This is a genomic window from Xanthomonas sp. NCPPB 901, from assembly GCF_056725085.1.
The window spans coordinates 2,604,044-2,621,081 of the sequence record NZ_CM161511.1 but is presented as its reverse complement, the minus strand read 5'-3'; the positions used below and the strand labels follow the sequence as shown (position 1 = coordinate 2,621,081).

At 70.1% G+C, this 17,038-nt stretch carries 15 protein-coding genes; all 15 read right to left on the bottom strand.

What is annotated here, in order from left to right:
- Positions 1 to 21 precede the first annotated feature (21 nt).
- The 15 genes from AC1PME_RS10990 to flhB all read right to left on the bottom strand — a co-directional run bounded on the left by AC1PME_RS10990 (position 22) and on the right by flhB (position 16,995).
- Positions 22 to 2,025 carry a chemotaxis protein CheA gene (locus AC1PME_RS10990; protein WP_254458074.1) on the bottom strand — a complete coding sequence of 668 codons (2,004 nt, stop codon included), beginning with the start codon at positions 2,023 to 2,025 and terminating at the stop codon, positions 22 to 24.
- Between the two features lie 34 nt (positions 2,026 to 2,059).
- Positions 2,060 to 2,425: a response regulator gene (locus AC1PME_RS10985; protein ID WP_010341778.1), complete on the bottom strand. Its 366-nt coding sequence runs from the start codon at positions 2,423 to 2,425 to the stop codon at positions 2,060 to 2,062.
- Complete coding sequence (locus AC1PME_RS10980; protein WP_010341777.1) at positions 2,422 to 2,730, bottom strand: STAS domain-containing protein; 309 nt, start codon at positions 2,728 to 2,730, stop codon at positions 2,422 to 2,424. Before AC1PME_RS10980 ends, AC1PME_RS10985 begins: the two co-directional genes overlap by 4 nt.
- 112 nt (positions 2,731 to 2,842) lie before the next feature.
- On the bottom strand, positions 2,843 to 4,315 hold the full coding sequence (locus AC1PME_RS10975; protein WP_481095890.1) for a chemotaxis protein CheW: 1,473 nt from the start codon (positions 4,313 to 4,315) through the stop codon (positions 2,843 to 2,845).
- On the bottom strand, positions 4,312 to 5,094 hold the full coding sequence (locus AC1PME_RS10970; RefSeq protein ID WP_254458072.1) for a ParA family protein: 783 nt from the start codon (positions 5,092 to 5,094) through the stop codon (positions 4,312 to 4,314). The genes AC1PME_RS10975 and AC1PME_RS10970 overlap by 4 nt, the downstream gene beginning before the upstream one ends.
- On the bottom strand, positions 5,094 to 6,041 hold the full coding sequence (gene motD, locus AC1PME_RS10965; RefSeq protein WP_481095889.1) for a flagellar motor protein MotD: 948 nt from the start codon (positions 6,039 to 6,041) through the stop codon (positions 5,094 to 5,096). Before motD ends, AC1PME_RS10970 begins: the two co-directional genes overlap by 1 nt.
- A gap of 7 nt (positions 6,042 to 6,048) precedes the next feature.
- Positions 6,049 to 6,789: a flagellar motor protein gene (locus AC1PME_RS10960; protein WP_254458070.1), complete on the bottom strand. Its 741-nt coding sequence runs from the start codon at positions 6,787 to 6,789 to the stop codon at positions 6,049 to 6,051.
- A gap of 535 nt (positions 6,790 to 7,324) precedes the next feature.
- Entirely contained in the window at positions 7,325 to 9,073 is a 1,749-nt protein-coding gene (locus AC1PME_RS10955) for a chemotaxis protein CheA (RefSeq protein ID WP_481095888.1), read from the bottom strand.
- 267 nt (positions 9,074 to 9,340) lie between these two features.
- A complete protein-coding gene (locus AC1PME_RS10950; protein WP_254458068.1) occupies positions 9,341 to 9,949 on the bottom strand; it encodes a protein phosphatase CheZ in 609 nt (202 codons plus the stop codon).
- Positions 9,950 to 10,342 (bottom strand): chemotaxis response regulator CheY, encoded by a 393-nt coding sequence (gene cheY, locus AC1PME_RS10945; protein WP_254458067.1) that lies wholly within the window; start codon positions 10,340 to 10,342, stop codon positions 9,950 to 9,952.
- Between the two features lie 19 nt (positions 10,343 to 10,361).
- Entirely contained in the window at positions 10,362 to 11,111 is a 750-nt protein-coding gene (locus AC1PME_RS10940) for an RNA polymerase sigma factor FliA (protein ID WP_017908923.1), read from the bottom strand.
- Positions 11,108 to 11,992 (bottom strand): MinD/ParA family ATP-binding protein, encoded by an 885-nt coding sequence (locus AC1PME_RS10935; protein WP_307550602.1) that lies wholly within the window; start codon positions 11,990 to 11,992, stop codon positions 11,108 to 11,110. Before AC1PME_RS10935 ends, AC1PME_RS10940 begins: the two co-directional genes overlap by 4 nt.
- A complete protein-coding gene (gene flhF / locus AC1PME_RS10930; RefSeq protein WP_481095887.1) occupies positions 11,979 to 13,616 on the bottom strand; it encodes a flagellar biosynthesis GTPase FlhF in 1,638 nt (545 codons plus the stop codon). The genes AC1PME_RS10935 and flhF overlap by 14 nt, the downstream gene beginning before the upstream one ends.
- 170 nt (positions 13,617 to 13,786) lie before the next feature.
- Positions 13,787 to 15,847, bottom strand: coding sequence for a flagellar biosynthesis protein FlhA (gene flhA, locus AC1PME_RS10925; protein WP_254461409.1), 2,061 nt, complete (start codon positions 15,845 to 15,847; stop codon positions 13,787 to 13,789).
- 17 nt (positions 15,848 to 15,864) lie between these two features.
- On the bottom strand, positions 15,865 to 16,995 hold the full coding sequence (gene flhB, locus AC1PME_RS10920; protein WP_481095886.1) for a flagellar biosynthesis protein FlhB: 1,131 nt from the start codon (positions 16,993 to 16,995) through the stop codon (positions 15,865 to 15,867).
- Positions 16,996 to 17,038 lie beyond the last annotated feature (43 nt).

Below are 17,038 nucleotides of genomic sequence, written 5' to 3'. Positions count from 1 at the left end.
TGACGCGGGAAGATCCTGCGGTCAGGCCGCCTGCTGCACTCGCAGCGAGCGGACCAGGCCGCCGATGTCCACGATCAGGGCGACGCGGCCGTCGCCGAGGATGGTGGCACCGGAGATGCCGCTGATGCGGCGGTAGTTGTTCTCGATGTTCTTGACCACCACCTGCTGCTGGCCGATCAGCTCGTCCACTTCCAGCGCCAGCTTCTGCCCGTCGGCCTCGACCACCACTACCAGCGGTTCTTCGCTCTGCTCGATGCGGCCGAAGCCGTAGGAGTCGCTGAGCGAGAGGATCGGCAGGTACTCGCCGCGGACCCGCAGCACGCGGCCTTCGCCGGCCATGGTGCGGATGTCGTCGGCCTTGGGCTGCAGCGCCTCGATGACGTAGGCCAGCGGCAGGATCAGGGTCTCGCCGGCGACCGCCACGGTCATGCCGTCGAGGATCGCCAGGGTCAACGGCAGACGGATCAGCACGCGGGTGCCGCGGCCGGATTCGCTTTCCAGCTGCACTTCGCCGCCCAGGCCCTGGATGTTGCGGCGGACCACGTCCATGCCGACGCCGCGGCCGGACAGGTCGGTGACCGCATCGGCGGTGGAGAAGCCCGGGGCGAAGATCAGATCCCAGACTTGCGCATCGCTCGGGTTGTCCGGCACCGCGATGCCGCGTTCGGCGGCCTTGGCCAGGATGCGGCTGCGGTTGAGGCCGGCACCGTCGTCGCTGACTTCGATGACGATGTGGCCGCCCTGGTGCGAAGCCGCCAGGGTGATGGTGCCGGTCTCGTCCTTGCCGGCGGCGCGGCGCGCCTCCGGCAGTTCCAGGCCGTGGTCGATCGAGTTGCGCACCAGGTGCACCAGCGGATCGGCGATCTTTTCGATCAGGCCCTTGTCCAGCTCGGTGCCCTCACCAATCGTGCGCAGGCGCACCTGCTTGCCGAGGCGGGTGGACAGGTCGCGGACCAGGCGCGGGAAGCGGCGGAACACCGCGTCCACCGGCAGCATGCGCACGCCGATCACCGCTTCCTGCAGGTCGCGGGTGTTGCGTTCCAGCAGGTCCAGGCCGGCGAACAGGCGCTCGGCCACGGCCTGGTCCAGGCCGGTGGAGACCTGCTTGAGCATGGCCTGGGTGATGACCAGTTCGCCGACCAGGTTGATCAGCGCGTCGACCTTGTCGACGCTGACGCGGATCGAGCTTTCCGCTTCGTGCGCGGCGGCGGCGTTGCCGGCCGGCGCGTTGGCGGCCACGGCGGCGGCCGGCGCCGCGGTGGCGGCGGTCGGCGGCGCGGTCAGCACCGGCGCCGGCGCGGTGGCCAGGCTCGGCGGCGGCACCGGGCGGATCTCCAGTTCGCAGTCGTCGATGACCCAGGCGAAGGTGTCTTCGATCGCGCTGCGCGGGATCTTGCCGACCAGGCCCAGGTCCCAGGCCAGGTAGGCCTCGAGCGGGTCGAGTTCGGCGAAGCCGGGCAGGCGGGTGCTGCGGCAGGCGACCTGCAGCGGGCCGAGGTGTTCCAGTTCGCGGATGATGCGCAGCGGGTCGTTGCCGCTCATGAACAGCGACGGCGCGGGGGTGAAGCCGATCTGCCAGGCTTCCGGTTCGGCCGGCTGGTTCGCCGCCGGAGTGGCGGCGGTCGGCGCGGCCGGGCCGCCGTTCAGCGCGTGCTGCAGGCGCTCGTGCACCGCCTTGACCGCGGCCGGATCGGCCGGGACGCCGTGTTCGGCTTCGCGCAGCAGGGCGCGCAGCACGTCCACCGAGCCGAGGATGGCGTCGATGGCGTGCGCCTCGACGTCGCGCTTGCCGGCGCGCAGCTCGTCGAGCAGCGTTTCCAGCACGTGGGTGAGGCCGGCCATCGCCTCGAAGCCGAAGGTGGCGGCGCCGCCCTTGATCGAGTGCGCGGCGCGAAACACCGAGTTGATGGTCTCGGGATCGCGATTGCCTTCTTCCAGCGACAGCAATCCGGCTTCCATCGCGTCCAGTCCTTCGCGGCTTTCCTCGAAGAAGGTGGCGTGGAAACGCTGCAGGTCCATGCTCATGGGGCGGGAATCCGGAAAAGGAGGAGGAGAGGGATCAGCCCAGGACTTTCTGGACGGTGGCGATCAGCTGTTCAGGATTGAACGGCTTGACCAGCCAGCCGGTGGCGCCGGCGGCCTTGCCCTCGGACTTCTTCTCCGCCGCCGACTCGGTGGTCAGCATCAGCATCGGGGTGAACTTGTAGTCCGGCAGCTGCCGCAGCTCGCGGATCAGGGTGATGCCGTCCATGTTCGGCATGTTGACGTCGGTGACCACCGCATTGAAGCGCTGGCCCTTGGCGCGGCCCAGCGCGACCGCGCCGTCTTCGGCTTCTTCGACGGCAAAGCCGGCCGAGGTGAGGGCGAAGGAGACCATCTGGCGCATCGACGCCGAATCGTCCACTACCAAGATACGTGCGCTCATGCCGCGTTCTCCACAGATTTCAGATTGTCAGGGGTTGCAGGAAGGCCCAGCGATTCGCTGACCCCTAGCAGGCGGGCCGCGTCGCGAAAGGTCGCGTTGCAGGCCTCGAATTCGGTGCGCTTGCCGTCCTTGCGACGGGCATCGACGAACGCGCACAGCACCTGTACGGATGCGGTGTGGATGCGGCGGACTTCGCCGGCGTCCAGCCGCAGCACGTCGTCCGACGCAAGGAACGCGGTCAGGCGTTGTTTCAGGTCGGCGCTGGTCTCGATGCCGAGATCTTCGCCAAGGGGGACTGTGCTCATCATTGCTCCGCACCAATGGTTCTATGGCAGATAACGGCCGTGGCCTGAAAAGCTTTAGCGGCGCTTGGTAAAGTGCGGCACCGTTCGCAGTTGCCGCCTGCCGAGCCCCGGGTCAGTGCAGCAGTTGCTCGGCGTCGAGCAGGATCATCGGCTGCTGCGCCAGCCGCGCCACGCCGCGGAACAGATGGTTGGAAATGCGGCAGATGCGGGCGTTGTCCGGCGGCTCGATTTGCTGGTCGCTGAGGCTGGCCACGTCTTCCACCGCGGACACGCGCAGGCCCAGGGTCTCGCCGTTCTCCTCCAGCACCACCACGCGGGTCAGCATGTCCATCTCGATCGGGGCCGCGCCCAGGTGCAGGCCGAGGTCGAGCACCGGTACCACCTGGCCGCGCAGGTTCATGATGCCGAGCATGGCCGGCGGGGTGCCGCGCAGCGCCAGCAGCGGCACCGGCAGCACCACTTCCTGCACCTTCAGCAGTTCCAGCGCGTAGGCCTGCTCGCCGCAGCGCAGGCGCAGCCAGCGGGTGCGGCGCTCGGACAGGCGGTCGGGGGCGATGGCCGAGCCGTGTGGCACGCTCGGCGCCATGAAGGACTGCAGGTTCGGCGGCAGCTTCGCGCCGGCGGCCTGGGCGCGGCTGGCTTCGGCGCGCCGTTCCGGCGGCACCGCCATCGGCGGGCGCTTGATCGCGCGCGCGGCGGCGGCATCGTCTTCGGCGGCCAGGTTGCGCGGCACGGTGACGCGCTGCCGCTCCATCGCCGCGACCGCGTCCAGGTCGGCCTGGCGCTCGGCCTGTTGGGCCGGGGTGAGTGCGGCGGGCGCGGCCGCCTGCTGCGACATGATCCCGGCCAGGGCCGGATCCGAATCGGCTTCGGCCAGCACCGCGGCAGCGATCTGCTCGGGTGTCGGGCCGGTCGGCGCAGGCGCCAGGGCGTGTTGCGACATGATGCCGGCCAGGGCCGGATCCGAATCGGCTTCGGCCAGCACCGCGGCAGCGATCTGCTCGGGTGTCGGGCCGGTCGGCGCGGGCGCCAGGGCTTGTTGCGACATGATGCCGGCCAGGGCCGGATCGGCATCGGCTTCGGCCAGGACTGCGGCAGCGATCTGTTCGGGCGTCGGGCCGGTCGGCGCGGGCGCCAGCGCCTGCTGCGACATGATGCCGGCCAGCGCGGGATCGGCATCGGCTTCGGCCAGGACTGCGGCAGCGATCTGTTCGGGTGTTGGGCCGGCCGGTGCGGGCGCCAGCGCCTGCTGCGACATGATGCCGGCCAGCGCCGGATCGGCGTCGGCTTCGGCCAGGACTGCGGCAGCGATCTGTTCGGGCGTCGGGCCGGCCGGTGCGGGCGCCAGCGCCTGCTGCGACATGATGCCGGCCAGCGCGGGATCGGCGTCGGCCTCGGCCAGGACCGCGGCGGCGATCTGCTCCGGGGTCGGCGCGGCCGCGGCAGGCGCCGGGGTCTCGGCGTCCGCGTGCGCGTCGGCGACCGCGACCGCTGCGGGACTCGGCGGCGGCGCCTTCTGCTCCTCGGCGATCACGTCGTGGAGCAGGCCTTCCAGATAGTCGTCGAGGATGCCGGGGGTGCTCATGCGGCTTGCTCCATCGGTGTCGCATCGCTGGCCAGCAGCCATTCCAACGCGCGGCGGTAGGCGGCCAGGCCGCGGCCGGGGTAGTCGCCCGGCACGCCGGGCACGGTCAGCGCCTTGACGTTGCAGATCTTGGTGTCGACCGGGATCGCGTCTTCCCAGACCCGCTCGGCGTAGCTGTCCTGCATCTGCCGCAGGGTCTCGTTGCCGGCGCGGGTGCGCTTGTCGAACAGGGTCGGCAGGATCGAGGCGGGCAGCGGACGGCGCCGCGAGCGCTCGACCATGTCCACGGTACGGACCATGCTGGCCAGGCCGTGCAGCGCCAGCGGCTCGGCCTGGGTCGGGATGACCACGCGGTCGGCCGCGGCCAGCGCGTTGATCATCAGCAGGCCCAGGGTCGGCGGGCAGTCGAGCAGGATGTAGTCGTGCTGGCCGGCGTGGCGGGCCATCGCCTGCTGCAGCGCCAGGCCCAGGCCGGGCTGGTTGGCGCTGCGCCGTTCCAGCGTGGCCAGCGCGGTCTGCCCGCAGACGAAGCTCAGGCGCTCGACGGCGGTGTCGCGGGCCAGCGCGGCGAGTTCGCCCGGCGGGGTCGCGAACAGGTCCAGCACGCCCGGCGGCTGCGGTTCCTGCGGCACGTCGAAGGCCCGGGTCAGCGAGGCGTGCGGATCGAGATCGAGCATCAGCACGCGGTGTCCGAGCATGGCCAGCCCACGGCCCAGGGCCAGCGTGGTGGTGGTCTTGCCCACGCCACCTTTCTGGTTGGCGATCGCCCAGATGCGCATCAGTTGACTCCTTCAATGGCAGGTACTGCGCGGGGCGCGCCGGCGTTGCCGGCGGCCGCCGCGGCGGGGGGTGTGGTGGTGGCCGGCGCGGCGCCGGCGCTCAAACGGTCGGAGGCCGACGGCGTCGCATCGCCGCTGGCGCCGGAATCGGCCAGGATCACCAGCACCACGCGGCGGTTGGCGTTGCGGCCGGCCGGCGTGTCGTTGCTGGCGCGCGGGCGGAACTGGCCGTAGCCGATCATCGACAGCCGCGAGGGCTGCAGGCCCTGGTCGGCGAACAGGTGGACCACGCTGGCCGCGCGCGCCGCCGACAGCTCCCAGTTCGACGGGAACTGCTGGGTGGCGATCGGGGTGTTGTCGGTGTAGCCCTCCACGCGCACCCCGTTGGGCACGCCGGCCAGCACCTGCGCCAGTTCCGCCAGGGTGGCGCGCGCGCTCTGGTCCAGCGCGGCCGAGCCGGAGCCGAACAGGATGTCGCTGTTGATCTCCACTTCGATCCACAGCCCGGCGCGGCGCACGGTGATCAGCTTCTTCTGGATCAGCGGCGCCAGCGCGGCGCCGAGGCGGTCGGCGATGCTGTCGAGCTGGCGTTGCGCACGGCGCAACTGCTGCGCATCGCGCAGGTCGTCGCCGCGCTGCGCGGTGCCCGAGGGCAGGCGGTTGGGGTCGGGCAGGGTCAGCGCCGGGCTGGACTTGATCGGGGTCGGCCGTTCGCCGCCCTGGCCCTGCAATGCATGGTCGCCGACCTGCACCGGGCGCAGCGTCGTTGGGGTGCCGCCGAACGCGGCGCTCATCGCGTCGGCCATGACCCGGTATTTGGCTTCGTTGACCGTGGACAACGCGTACATCACCACGAAGAAGGCGAGCAGCAACGTCATCAGGTCGGCATAGGGGATGGCCCATGCCTCGTGGTTGGCGTGCTCGTCGTGGGCGTGCTTGCGGGCCATTCGGAACTCAATGCAAGAATCCGGCCAGTTTCGATTCGATGTTGCGCGGGTTCTCGCCCTGGGCAATGGCGATCAACCCTTCGATGACCATTTCGCGCTCGCCGCAGCCGCGCTTGATCACGCTCTTGAGCTTGGCGGCCATCGGCAGGAACAGCAGGTTGGCCGAGGCGATGCCGTAGATGGTGGCGGTGAAGGCGGCGGCGATGCCGTGGCCGAGCTTGCTCGGGTCGGCCAGGTTCTTCATCACCGCGATCAGGCCCAGCACCGCGCCGATGATGCCAAGGGTGGGCGCGTAGATGCCCATGCCCTCGAACACCTTGGCCGCGGCCAGGTCGCAATGTTCCTGGCCTTCCAGGTCGATCTCCAGCATGTGCCGGATGGCCTCCGGTTCCACGCCGTCCACCAGCATCTGCAGGCCCTTGCGCACGAACGGATCCTGCTGCTGCGGCACCTGGTTCTCCAGGCCGAGCAGGCCCTGGCGGCGGGCGATATTGCTCCATTCCACGATCTGCTTGAGCAGCGCCTGGCGATCGCTCGGCGGCGGCCACAGGATCCACTTGGCGATCTGGAACGCACGGCGGAACACCGCCGGCGGGGTATGCACCAGGATCGCGGCCACGGTGCCGACGATCACGATCACGAACGCAGCCGGCGACCACAGCGCCGACATGCCGGCGCCCTTGAGGATGCTGCCGCCGATCAGCGACAGAATCGCCAACAGCAGGCCAATGAGACTGAGCTTGTCCATGCAAGAGGTATCGGCAACGGGGCTTGGGACTTGATGGTAGGGGGCCGGGAGTGGGGATTCGGGATTCGCTGCAGCCGGGATTGGGGAATCGGGAGTGGGGATTCGCAAAGGCAAGCCGCACGGAAATCTGGGGTCGGCTGTTGTGGGAGCGGCTTCAGCCGCGACGCGCGGACCTCGGCGTGTCGCCGGCGCGCACTGCGACATGCGTCGGCGAGAGACAGGAGGCCAGGGGCATTCGCTTTCGCCAATGCAGATTCCCCACGCCCGGCTTTACCGCGTCGCGACTGAAGTCGCTCCCACAAGGAAGGGATAGCAGCGGGGAACCGCTGTTGCGCTTCCCGAATCCCCATTCCCGAATCCCAGCCTCACCGCGTCGCGGCCGAAGCCGCTCCCACAGGGAAAAACGAGGCGCACGGGGCCGCTTTTGCGATTCCCGAATCCCCATTCCCCATTCCCGGTTTCACCGCAGAAGACAAGAAGGCGCAAGGAACCCTGCTCTTACGATTCCCCAATCCCCATTCCCCACTCCCGGCTCTCAGGCCTTCAAGCCATCCACATCCAAAATCAACGCCAGACGGCCGTCGCCGATCAGGGTGGCGCCGGCGTAGCCGGGCAGGCCGCGCAGCGAGCGCGGCAGCGGCTTGATCACCACTTCCTCGCGGCCGCGGACCTGGTCCACGACCAGGCCCATGCGCGATTCGCCGGCCTGCAGCACCACCACGGTGAGCAGCGGCAGTTGCGGGGCGTCGATGTTGAGCCACTGGCGCAGGTCCACCAGCGGCAGGGTGTGCGACTGCCGGTCGAGCACGGCGCGGCCGTCGAACCAGCCCAGCGAGCGGCGCGGCGCATGCAGCACTTCCACCACGCGCGCCAGCGGCAGCGCATAGACGGTGTCGCCGGCCTGTACCAGCAGGGTCGGCAGGATCGCCAGGGTCAGCGGCACGCGGATCAGGAAGCGGCTGCCGCGGCCCAGCTCCGACTGGATCTGGATCTGCCCGCTGAGTTCGCGGATGCGCGACTGCACCACGTCCATGCCGACGCCGCGGCCGGAGATGTCGGTGACTTCGGACTTGGTCGAGAAGCCGGGCAGGAACACCAGGTGCAGGCATTCCTCGGTGCTCAGGCGGGCGGCGGCCTCGGGGTCGATCAGGCCCTTCTCGCGCGCCTTGGCGCGCAGCCGTTCCGGGTCGATGCCGGCGCCGTCGTCCTGCACTTCGATGCTGACGTAGTCGCCTTCCTGCTGCGCCGACAGGCGCACGTGGCCGCCGCGCGGCTTGCCGGTGGCCTCGCGCAGCGCCGGGGCCTCGATGCCGTGGTCGATCGCGTTGCGCACCAGGTGCACCAGCGGATCGGCCAGCGCTTCGACCAGGTTGCGGTCCAGTTCGGTGTCGGCGCCGACCAGTTCCAGTTCCACTTCCTTGTTGAGCGAGCGGGCGACGTCGCGCGCCACCTTGGGGAAGCGCGAGAACACCTTGCCGACCGGCTGCATGCGCGTGCGCATGACCGCCGACTGCAGGCGCGCGGTGGCGATGTCCAGGCTGCTGACCGCACGGTCGAGTTCCTCGTCGCGCAGGCGCACGCGCAGGGTCTTGAGGCGGTTGCGCGAGAGCACCAGTTCGCCGATCAGGTTGACGATCGCGTCCAGGCGCTTGGTGTCCACGCGCACGGTCTGCTCGGGCTCGGCGGCCTTGGCCGGGGCGGCCGCGGCCTTGGGCGCGGCGCTGGGCGCGCGTGGCGCAGGCTGCAGCGCCTGCGGCGTGGCCGCCGGCGGCGCATCGCCGTGCAACTGGTCCAGCAGCGCCTCGAATTCGTCGTCGCTGATCAGGTCCGCATCGCCCGCGGCGGCGGTGGCCGGGGCTGCTGCCGGCGCCGGCGCGGCGCTCTTGGCCGGGGCCGGCGCGGCGGTGCCGTGCGCGTCGAACTGCGCGATCAGTTCCGCCGGCGCGCGCGGCGGCTCCTGGCCGTTGCCGAACGCGTCGAGCATCGACTGCAGGTAGTCCAGCGACTGCTGGGCGGCGTCGAAGTGCTGCGCCTGCAGGGTGGCCTGGCCGGCACGGGCCATGCCCAGGGTTTCCTCCGCGGCGTGGCACAGCTCGACCATGGCGGTGATCGCCAGGAAGCCGGCGCCGCCCTTGAGCGTGTGGAAGCCGCGGAACACGGCGTTGAGCTGGCCGCTGTCCTCGGGCGCCTGCTCCAGCGACACCAACTGCTCGCCGAGCCGGTCCAGGATCTCCTGGGCCTCGATGATGAAGTCGGCAGCGATGTCGTCGGGTACGGCGCTCATGGCTAGAGCCTGCCCGCGCGGTTGCAATCGGCCACGTTGGCGTGTCCGGTTGCCAGGTGGCTGCGCGCGGCGCCGCGACAGGCCGACCGCCTGTTCAAGCCGTGCGCGGCCGCCTGGGGAGCGGACACGGCAACCCGAAGGGCCGCGCTTGGGTGCGTGCGATCCTGCGTCATCATGCGGTCGTCTGTTGACATAAATTCCCTCGTTCTTTCTCGCCGTGCGCGCACCCGAGTGCGGCGTGGCCTAGTCCAATCGCCCGGGCACGCTCTAGAGTCCCAGTCCGGACAGCAGGTCGTCGGCGTCGTGCTGCGACACGCCGTGGCGATCCAGGCCGGGCAGGACCGGGCCGGCCAGGGTGCCGTCGGCCTTGCGTTCTTCCTTCGGCGGCAGACCCAGCGCGCCGAAGCCCTCGTGCACGCGGCGCACGATGCCGGCGACGCGGCGGATGATCTGCCCGGTCAGGTCCTGGAAGCTCTGCGCCAGGGCCATTTCGGTGAGGTTGTGGCGGATCTTGTCGAGGATCTCGCCCTGGTCGCCGCTGAGGCCGCCGGCGGCCAGCTGGTCGGCCAGCGCACGGCATTCCTCGGCCAGGTCCAGGGTGCGGTGGCTGGCCTGTTCGGTCATCTCCACCACGTGGTCCAGGCGCGAGCAGGCATCGTCCAGTTCGCCGGCCTCGCTGGGCACCACCGGCAGTTCGCCGAGCGCCTGCCCCAGATCGCGCGCAAGCCGGCTCAGGCCCTGCATCATCGGCCGTGTGCGCCAGGCGGCGAGGGTGTCGATCTCCCTGCGCCAGCCGGCCTCGTCGCCGTTTTCCAGCGCGTCGAGCGCGCCTTGCAGGCGTTCGATCAGGGCGGTGCGTTCGGCGGTAGCTTCCATTTAGGCGGTCGCTCCCAGGCGTTCGAAGATCTTGCCCAGCTTCTCCTGCAGCGTCTGCGCGGTGAACGGCTTGATGATGTAGCCGTTCACGCCGCACTGGGCGGCCTCGATGATCTGCTCGCGCTTGGCCTCGGCGGTGACCATCAGCACCGGCAGGTGCTTGAGCTTGTCGTCGGCGCGGATGTTGCGCAGCAGGTCGATGCCGGTCATGCCCGGCATGTTCCAGTCGGTGACCACGAACTCGAACGGCGCCGAGCGCAGCGCGACCAGGGCGCTGTTGCCGTCTTCGGCCTCGGCGGTGTTGGTGAAGCCCAGATCGCCGAGCAGATTCTTGACGATGCGTCGCATCGTCGAGAAATCGTCCACGATCAAAATCCGCATGTTCTTGTTCACCACTGACTCCTAAGGGTTCCTATTCTTCGTCTTCCAGACCGGCATCGGCGACCTCGAACGCCTTCAGGCGTCCGCGCAACCGTACCGTGGCCTGGCCATGGATCTGACACACGCGCGACTCGCTGACCCCGAGCACCGCGCCGATTTCCTTGAGGTTCAATTCCTGCTCGTAGTACAGCGACAGCACCAACTGCTCGCGTTCGGGCAACTGCGCGATGGCCTTGCCCAGCTCGCGGCCGAATTCGCTGCGCTCGAGCATCTGCTGCGGATTGGGTCCGCCCTTGGCGATGGTATCCAGTTCGCCATGGTCCTCGATGCGCGACTCCAGGCTCAGCACCTGGCCGCGGGCGGCATCTTCCATCAAACGCAGGTATTCGGGAAGCGGCATGTCCATCGCCGCGGCCACTTCGTTGGCGGCGGCGGCGCGGCCGGTGCTCTGTTCGATCTTGCGGATCGCCGAGGCGGCGTCGCGGGCGCGGCGGTGCACCGAGCGCGGCACCCAGTCGCCGCGGCGGATCTCGTCGATCATGGCGCCGCGGATGCGGATCGAGGCGTAGGTCTCGAACGAGGCGCCCTGTTCGGCGTCGTAGCTGCGCGAGGCCTCGATCAGGCCGATCATGCCGGCCTGGATCAGGTCGTCGATCTCGACGCTGGCCGGCAGCCGCGCCGCCAGGTGGTGGGCGATGCGCCGGACCAGGTCCGAGTGCTGGGCGATGTAGTCGTTGGCGCTGTTGCGCTGGACGGCGCGGTAGTGGGCGGCGGCGTTCATGCGGCCACCCCGCGCTGGATGATGCGTTCGACGAAGAACTCGACGTTGCCGCGCGGGGCGGTCGGCGCCTGCCAGCGCGCGGTGCGCCGGGCGATCTCGGCGATCGCCTGCGCCGACGGGCTGGACGGGTAGGCCTTGACCACCGGCTGCTGGCGCTGCACCGACAGGCGCAGCCAGTCGTCCTGCGGCACGCAGCCCAGGTAGTTCAGCGACACGTCGCCGAGGAACTTCTCGCAGACCCGGCTGAGCTTGTCGTACAGCAGGCGGCCTTCGTTGAGGTCGCGGACCATGTTGGCGACGATCTGCACCCGGTCCACGCCGCGCTCGCGCGAGAGGACCTTGATCAGGGCGTAGGCGTCGGTGATCGAGGCCGGCTCGTCGCAGACCACCACCACCGCGTCCTGCGCGGCCTGGCAGAAGGTCAGCACGCTGTCGGTGATGCCGGCGGCGGTGTCGACGATCATCACGTCCAGCTCGCGCTGCAGCTCGGAGAACACGTTGACCAGGCCCACGTGCTGGGCCGGCGGCAGCTCGGCCATGTAGCGGCGGCCGGAGGCGGCGGGCACCACCATCAGCCCGTTGGGCAGGTCGATCAGCACCTCTTCCAGGGTGCAGCGCCCGGCGACCAGGTCGGCCACGGTGAACTTGGGGGTCAGCCCCAGCAGCACGTCGACGTTGGCCAGGCCGAGGTCGGCGTCCAGCAGCAGGGTGCGCTTGCCCATGTCGGCCAGCGCCATGGACAGGTTGACCGAGATGTTGGTCTTGCCCACGCCGCCCTTGCCGCCGGTCACGGCGATGGTCCGCACCGGACCCAGCGGTTCGTTGCGCGTCGCCGACAGGGGAAAGGCATTGGTCAGATTGACGTAGTCACGCGACGGCATGGGTCTGCTCCGGAGTACAGGGCTTATCGGCAGCGCGCCGCAAATCTTCAAGGCGCAATACCAGGCTGGCGGCGTTGGCGCGGTGCAGGTCGTCCGGCACACGCTGTCCATCGGTCACCCAGGTGATGGGGAGGCGGTGGTCCACGACCACCGACAAGGCACTGCCGAACCGCCCGGTCTCGTCCAGCTTGGTCAGGATGACCCCCTGCGGGTCGGCGCCAGCGAACCGGCGCACCACCTCGTCCAGGTCGGAGAAATGGGCGTTGGCGGGGAGGACCAGCAAGGACCGGACCACCCGCGAGGCGCGCAGCCAGTGCAGCTGCGCGGCCAGGGCGCGGTCGCGCTGGCCCATGCCGGCGGTGTCGATCAGGACCAGCTTGTAGTCGGCCAGGCGCTCCAGCAGCAGCTGCAGCGCGGCGTCGCTGTCGGCCTCGTGCACGGCGATGCCGAGCTGGCGGCCGTAGCTGTGCAACTGTTCGCGGCCGCCGACGCGGATGGTGTCGGTGGTGACCAGGGCCACGTCGCGGGCGGCATGGCGCTCCAGGAAGCGCGAGGCCAGCTTGGCGATGGTAGTGGTCTTGCCGGCGCCGGTCGGGCCGATCAGGGCGATCACGCCGCCTTCCTCGAGCGGGTCCAGCGCGGCGATCGGCAGGCGCTTGGACAGCAGGCCCAGCATCAGTCCGCGGCCGCGGTGCAGCTCCAGGTCGGCGGGGATCTGCATGACCACGTCGCGGATGATGCCGCTGTCGAAGCCGTAGTCGTCCATCAGCTCCAGCGCCTGGGCGCGGACCGGCGAGCCGCGCAGGCGCTCGTCGGTGAGGCGGTTCATCTCGCGCTCGATCATCTGCCGCATCAGCGCCAGTTCGTCGCGCAGCTGCGTCAATTGTTCGTCGTTCTGCGGGGCGGGGAAGGTCGGCACCGCCGCCAGTGCCGCGGCCGCCGGGATTCCGGCAGCGGCCGGCGCCGGCGCGATCGGCGCGGCCGGGGCGCTTACCGGGGTCAGCGCCACCGCGGCGACGTCGTCGCGCCAGGCCGGCGCGGCCTCGGCGGCCGGCGCCGGGGTGGCGGCGAACGGGCTGGGCAGGGGTACGCTGATCGGGGCGTTGCGGAACACGTCCTCGGGAATGCTGAACTCGGCACGGGCCGGCGCTGGCGCCACCGCCGCAGCTGCAGCCGCAGCCGCAGCCGCAGCCGCAGCCTTGGCCGGCGCGGGCTGGCGCGCGGCGGCGGCCGGGGCGGCCGCGCCCGGCATGGCCGAGGCGGCCAGCGCCGCCGGCTGGGTCAGCGGCCGTGCGGCGGCGGCGGGCGCGGCATTGCCGCGGCGTTCGCTGATCGCGGCCATCATCGCCATCGCCGGGCTGGCCGCGGCGCTGTCGCCGCGTGCGGCACGCGGGGCGGCCGCGGCCGGGGCCTGCGCCGCCGCGGCGGCGCGCGGCGCCTCGTCCGGGCGCACCGCATCCAGCGCCCGCTGCACCAGGGCTTCGTCGTAGTTGCTGGCGGCGACGATCTCGATGCCCTCGTCGGTGCGCCGGTTGGACAGGATCACCGCATCCGGCCCGTGCTCGTCGCGCACCATCCGGAAGGCGGTGCGCATGTCGGGGGCGACAAAGCGTTTGATCTTCATGGGTGGAAGCCGGGAATGGAGAACGGGGAATGGGGAATGGACGCGCTGCCGGTGCCGATACGTGGCGGGCCGCGGTGCCGTGTCTGGGTTGTGGTGATCGTGTTCATTGCTCTCTCCGCTTCCGGGACAGGGGGACGATTCCCCATTCCCTGTTCCCGATTCCCGTCATCTCAACTGATCGTGCCCACCAGCTTCAGCCGCTTGTCTTCCGGCACTTCGCTGTAGGACAGGACCGACAGCGCGGGGACGCTGTGGCGGACCAGGCGGGCGAGGGCGGCGCGGACCTGCGCCGGCACCAGCACCACGGCCGGTTCGTTGCGCGCTTCCTGCTTGCTCACGCAGTCCGCCAGACTTTGGTGCAAGCGTTCGGCCAGTCCGGGTTCCAGCGCCGCGCCGTTGCCCTGGGTGGAGTCTTGCAAGACACGTTCCAATTGCGGGGCCAGGGTGAACACCGGCAGTTCCGGGGCCATGCCGGCGATCTCCTGGACGATGAAACGGCCCAGGGCGTTGCGCACCGCGGCGGTGAGCGCGCCGGGTTCCTGACTCTGCGGGGCGTGTTCGACCAGGGCTTCGACGATCTTGCGCAGCTGCCGCACCGGGATCTTCTCGATCAGCAGGTTCTGCAGCACGCGCACCACCACCGACAGCGGCAGCGCCTTGGGGGTGAGGTCCTCGACCAGCTTGGGGGCGCTCTTGGCCAGGGTGGCCAGCAGCTGCTGCACTTCCTCGTGGCCGAGCAGTTCCGGGGCGTGCTCGCGGATCAGGTGCGAGAGGTGGGTGGCGATCACCGTGGCCGGGTCGACCACGGTGTAGCCCATGGTCTCGGCCTGGGCGCGCAGGTGCGGCTGGATCCAGATCGCGTCCAGGCCGAATGCCGGGTCCTTGCCGGGAATGCCGTCGATCTTGCCGAGGGCGCCGCCCGGGTCCAGCGCCAGTTCGCGGTCCGGATGGATGTCGGCGGTGGCCACGGGGACTCCGTGCACCAGCAGGCGGTAGGCGTTGGCCGGCAGTTCCAGGTTGTCGCGGATATGCACCGGCGGCACCAGGAAGCCGATGTCCTGGGTCAGCTTGCGGCGCACGCCCTTGATCCGCGCCATCAGCTCGCCGCCCTGGGCCTTGTCCACCAGCGGGATCAGCCGGTAGCCGACTTCCAGGCCCAGCGGGTCGATCGGGCGCAGTTCGTCCCAGCCCAGTTCGGCGTTGGCCTGGGCCGCGGCTGCGGCCTGTGGCGCCGCTTCGGCGGCGGCCGGCGGCGGCTGCAGGCTGCGCTTCCACATCTTCCAGGCCAGTAGGCCCAGGATCAGCGCCAGCGTCAAGAAAGCGACGTTGGGCATGCCCGGGATCAGGCCGACCAGGCCCATGATCGCCGCGGCCACCGCCAGCGCCTTATGCTGGCCGAACACCTGGCCCATCATCGAGGCGCCCATGTCCTGCGAGCGCGAGGCGCGGGTGACCAGCATCGCCACCGCCGAGGACACCAGCAGCGCCGGCAACTGCGCGACCAGGCCGTCGCCGATCGACAGCAGGGTGTAGGTGGAGGCCGCCTGAGCGAACGGCATGCCGTGTTGTAGCACGCCGACCGCCATGCCGCCGATCAGGTTGATGAACAGGATCAGGATGCCGGCGATGGCGTCGCCGCGGATGAACTTGCTGGCGCCGTCCATCGAGCCGTAGAAGTCCGCTTCCTCGCGCACTTCCTCGCGGCGGGCCTTGGCTTCCTCGCGGGTCAGCAGGCCGGCGTTGAGGTCGGCGTCGATCGCCATCTGCTTGCCGGGCATGGCGTCGAGGATGAAGCGCGCGGTCACTTCCGACACGCGCCCGGCGCCCTTGGTGATGACCACGAAGTTGATGATGGTCAGGATCGCGAACACGACGATGCCGACCGCGTAGTTGCCGCCGATCACGAATTCGCCGAAGGCCTCGATGACCTTGCCGGCGGCGCCGTGGCCGTCCTGGCCGTTGATCAGGATCACGCGGGTGGAGGCCACGTTCAGCGCCAGGCGCAGCATCGTGGTCATCAGCAGCACGATCGGGAAGATGCTGAACTCCAGCGGCCGCTTCACGTACACCACCGCCAGCAGCACCATCAGCGAGATGGCGATGTTGAAGGTGAACAGAGCGTCCAGCACCGGGGCGGCCAGCGGCACCACCACCATCGCCAGCATCAGCAGCACGATCACCGGGGCGCCCAGCCCGTGCTTGATCATGTCCATCACTTTGCGCGTGTTCATCTGCGCGGCCGGCTGGCTCATGGCTGGCTCCCCGGGGCGAATTCATCCACCTCCAGCGGCGGCAACGGCGGCATCGGCCCGCTGCGCCAGGCGCGCAGCTGGTAGACGTACGAGAGGACCTGCGCCACCGCCGAATACAGTCTCACGGGAATTTCCTTGCCGAGTTGGCCTTCCCTATACAAGGCGCGTGCCAAAGGCGGCGCCGAGATCACCGCCACCCGGTGCTGCTCGCCGACCTCGCGGATGCGGAAGGCGATCTCGTCCACGCCCTTGGCGACCACGGTGGGCGCGCGCATGCGCCCGCTCTCGTACTTCAGCGCCACCGCGTAGTGGGTGGGGTTGACCACCACCACGTCGGCCTTGGGCACCGCTTCCATCATCCGCCGCTGCGACATCTGCATCTGCATCTGGCGGATGCGGCCCTTGACCTCGGGGCTGCCGTCGCTTTCCTTCATTTCCCGGCGCACTTCCTCCCGGGTCATCTTCAACTTGCGGATGTAATTCCACTTCTGATAGGGCGCGTCGATCGCGGCCAGCAGCGCCAGCGCGCCGGCGGTGTACAGCAGCAGCCGCAGGGTGAAGCCCAGGCCGTGGCCGATCGCCTGCTCCAGCGGCTGCAGCAGCAAGCCGCGCAGGAAGTCGACGCTCCCCCACAGGCACAGCACCGCGGCGCCGCCGACGAAGCCCATGCGCAGGATCGACTTCAGCAGTTCGGCCAGGGCCTCGGCACCGTACATCCTGCTCAGCCCGGCCATCGGATTGAGACGGTCGAACTTGGGGATCAGCGCCTGGCCGGAGAAGCGCAGGGTGCCCATCAGCACCGGTGCGGCAAAGCTGGCCGCCAGGCAGATGCCGACCAGCGGCAGCACCACCCAGAGCAGGTTCAGCAGCAGGTCGCCGAAATGGCCGAACATGGCCTCCGGATGCTGGCGCATCGACAGGTCCGGGCGCAGCGCCTGCTTCAGCCAGGCCACGGCGCCGGCGGTCAGCGAGGTGGACAGGCCCATCAGGGCGAAGACGCCGGCGCTGAACACCGCGGCTGTCGCCAGCTCGCGCGAATGCGGGACATTGCCCTGTTCGCGGGCTTCGCGCAGGCGTTTGTCTGTGGGCTGTTCTGTGCGCTCTGCGCCTTCTTCGCTCTCGGACATCGGGGGATGCGCTCGGCCAGGATCGACCCTACGCGCTGCAAGG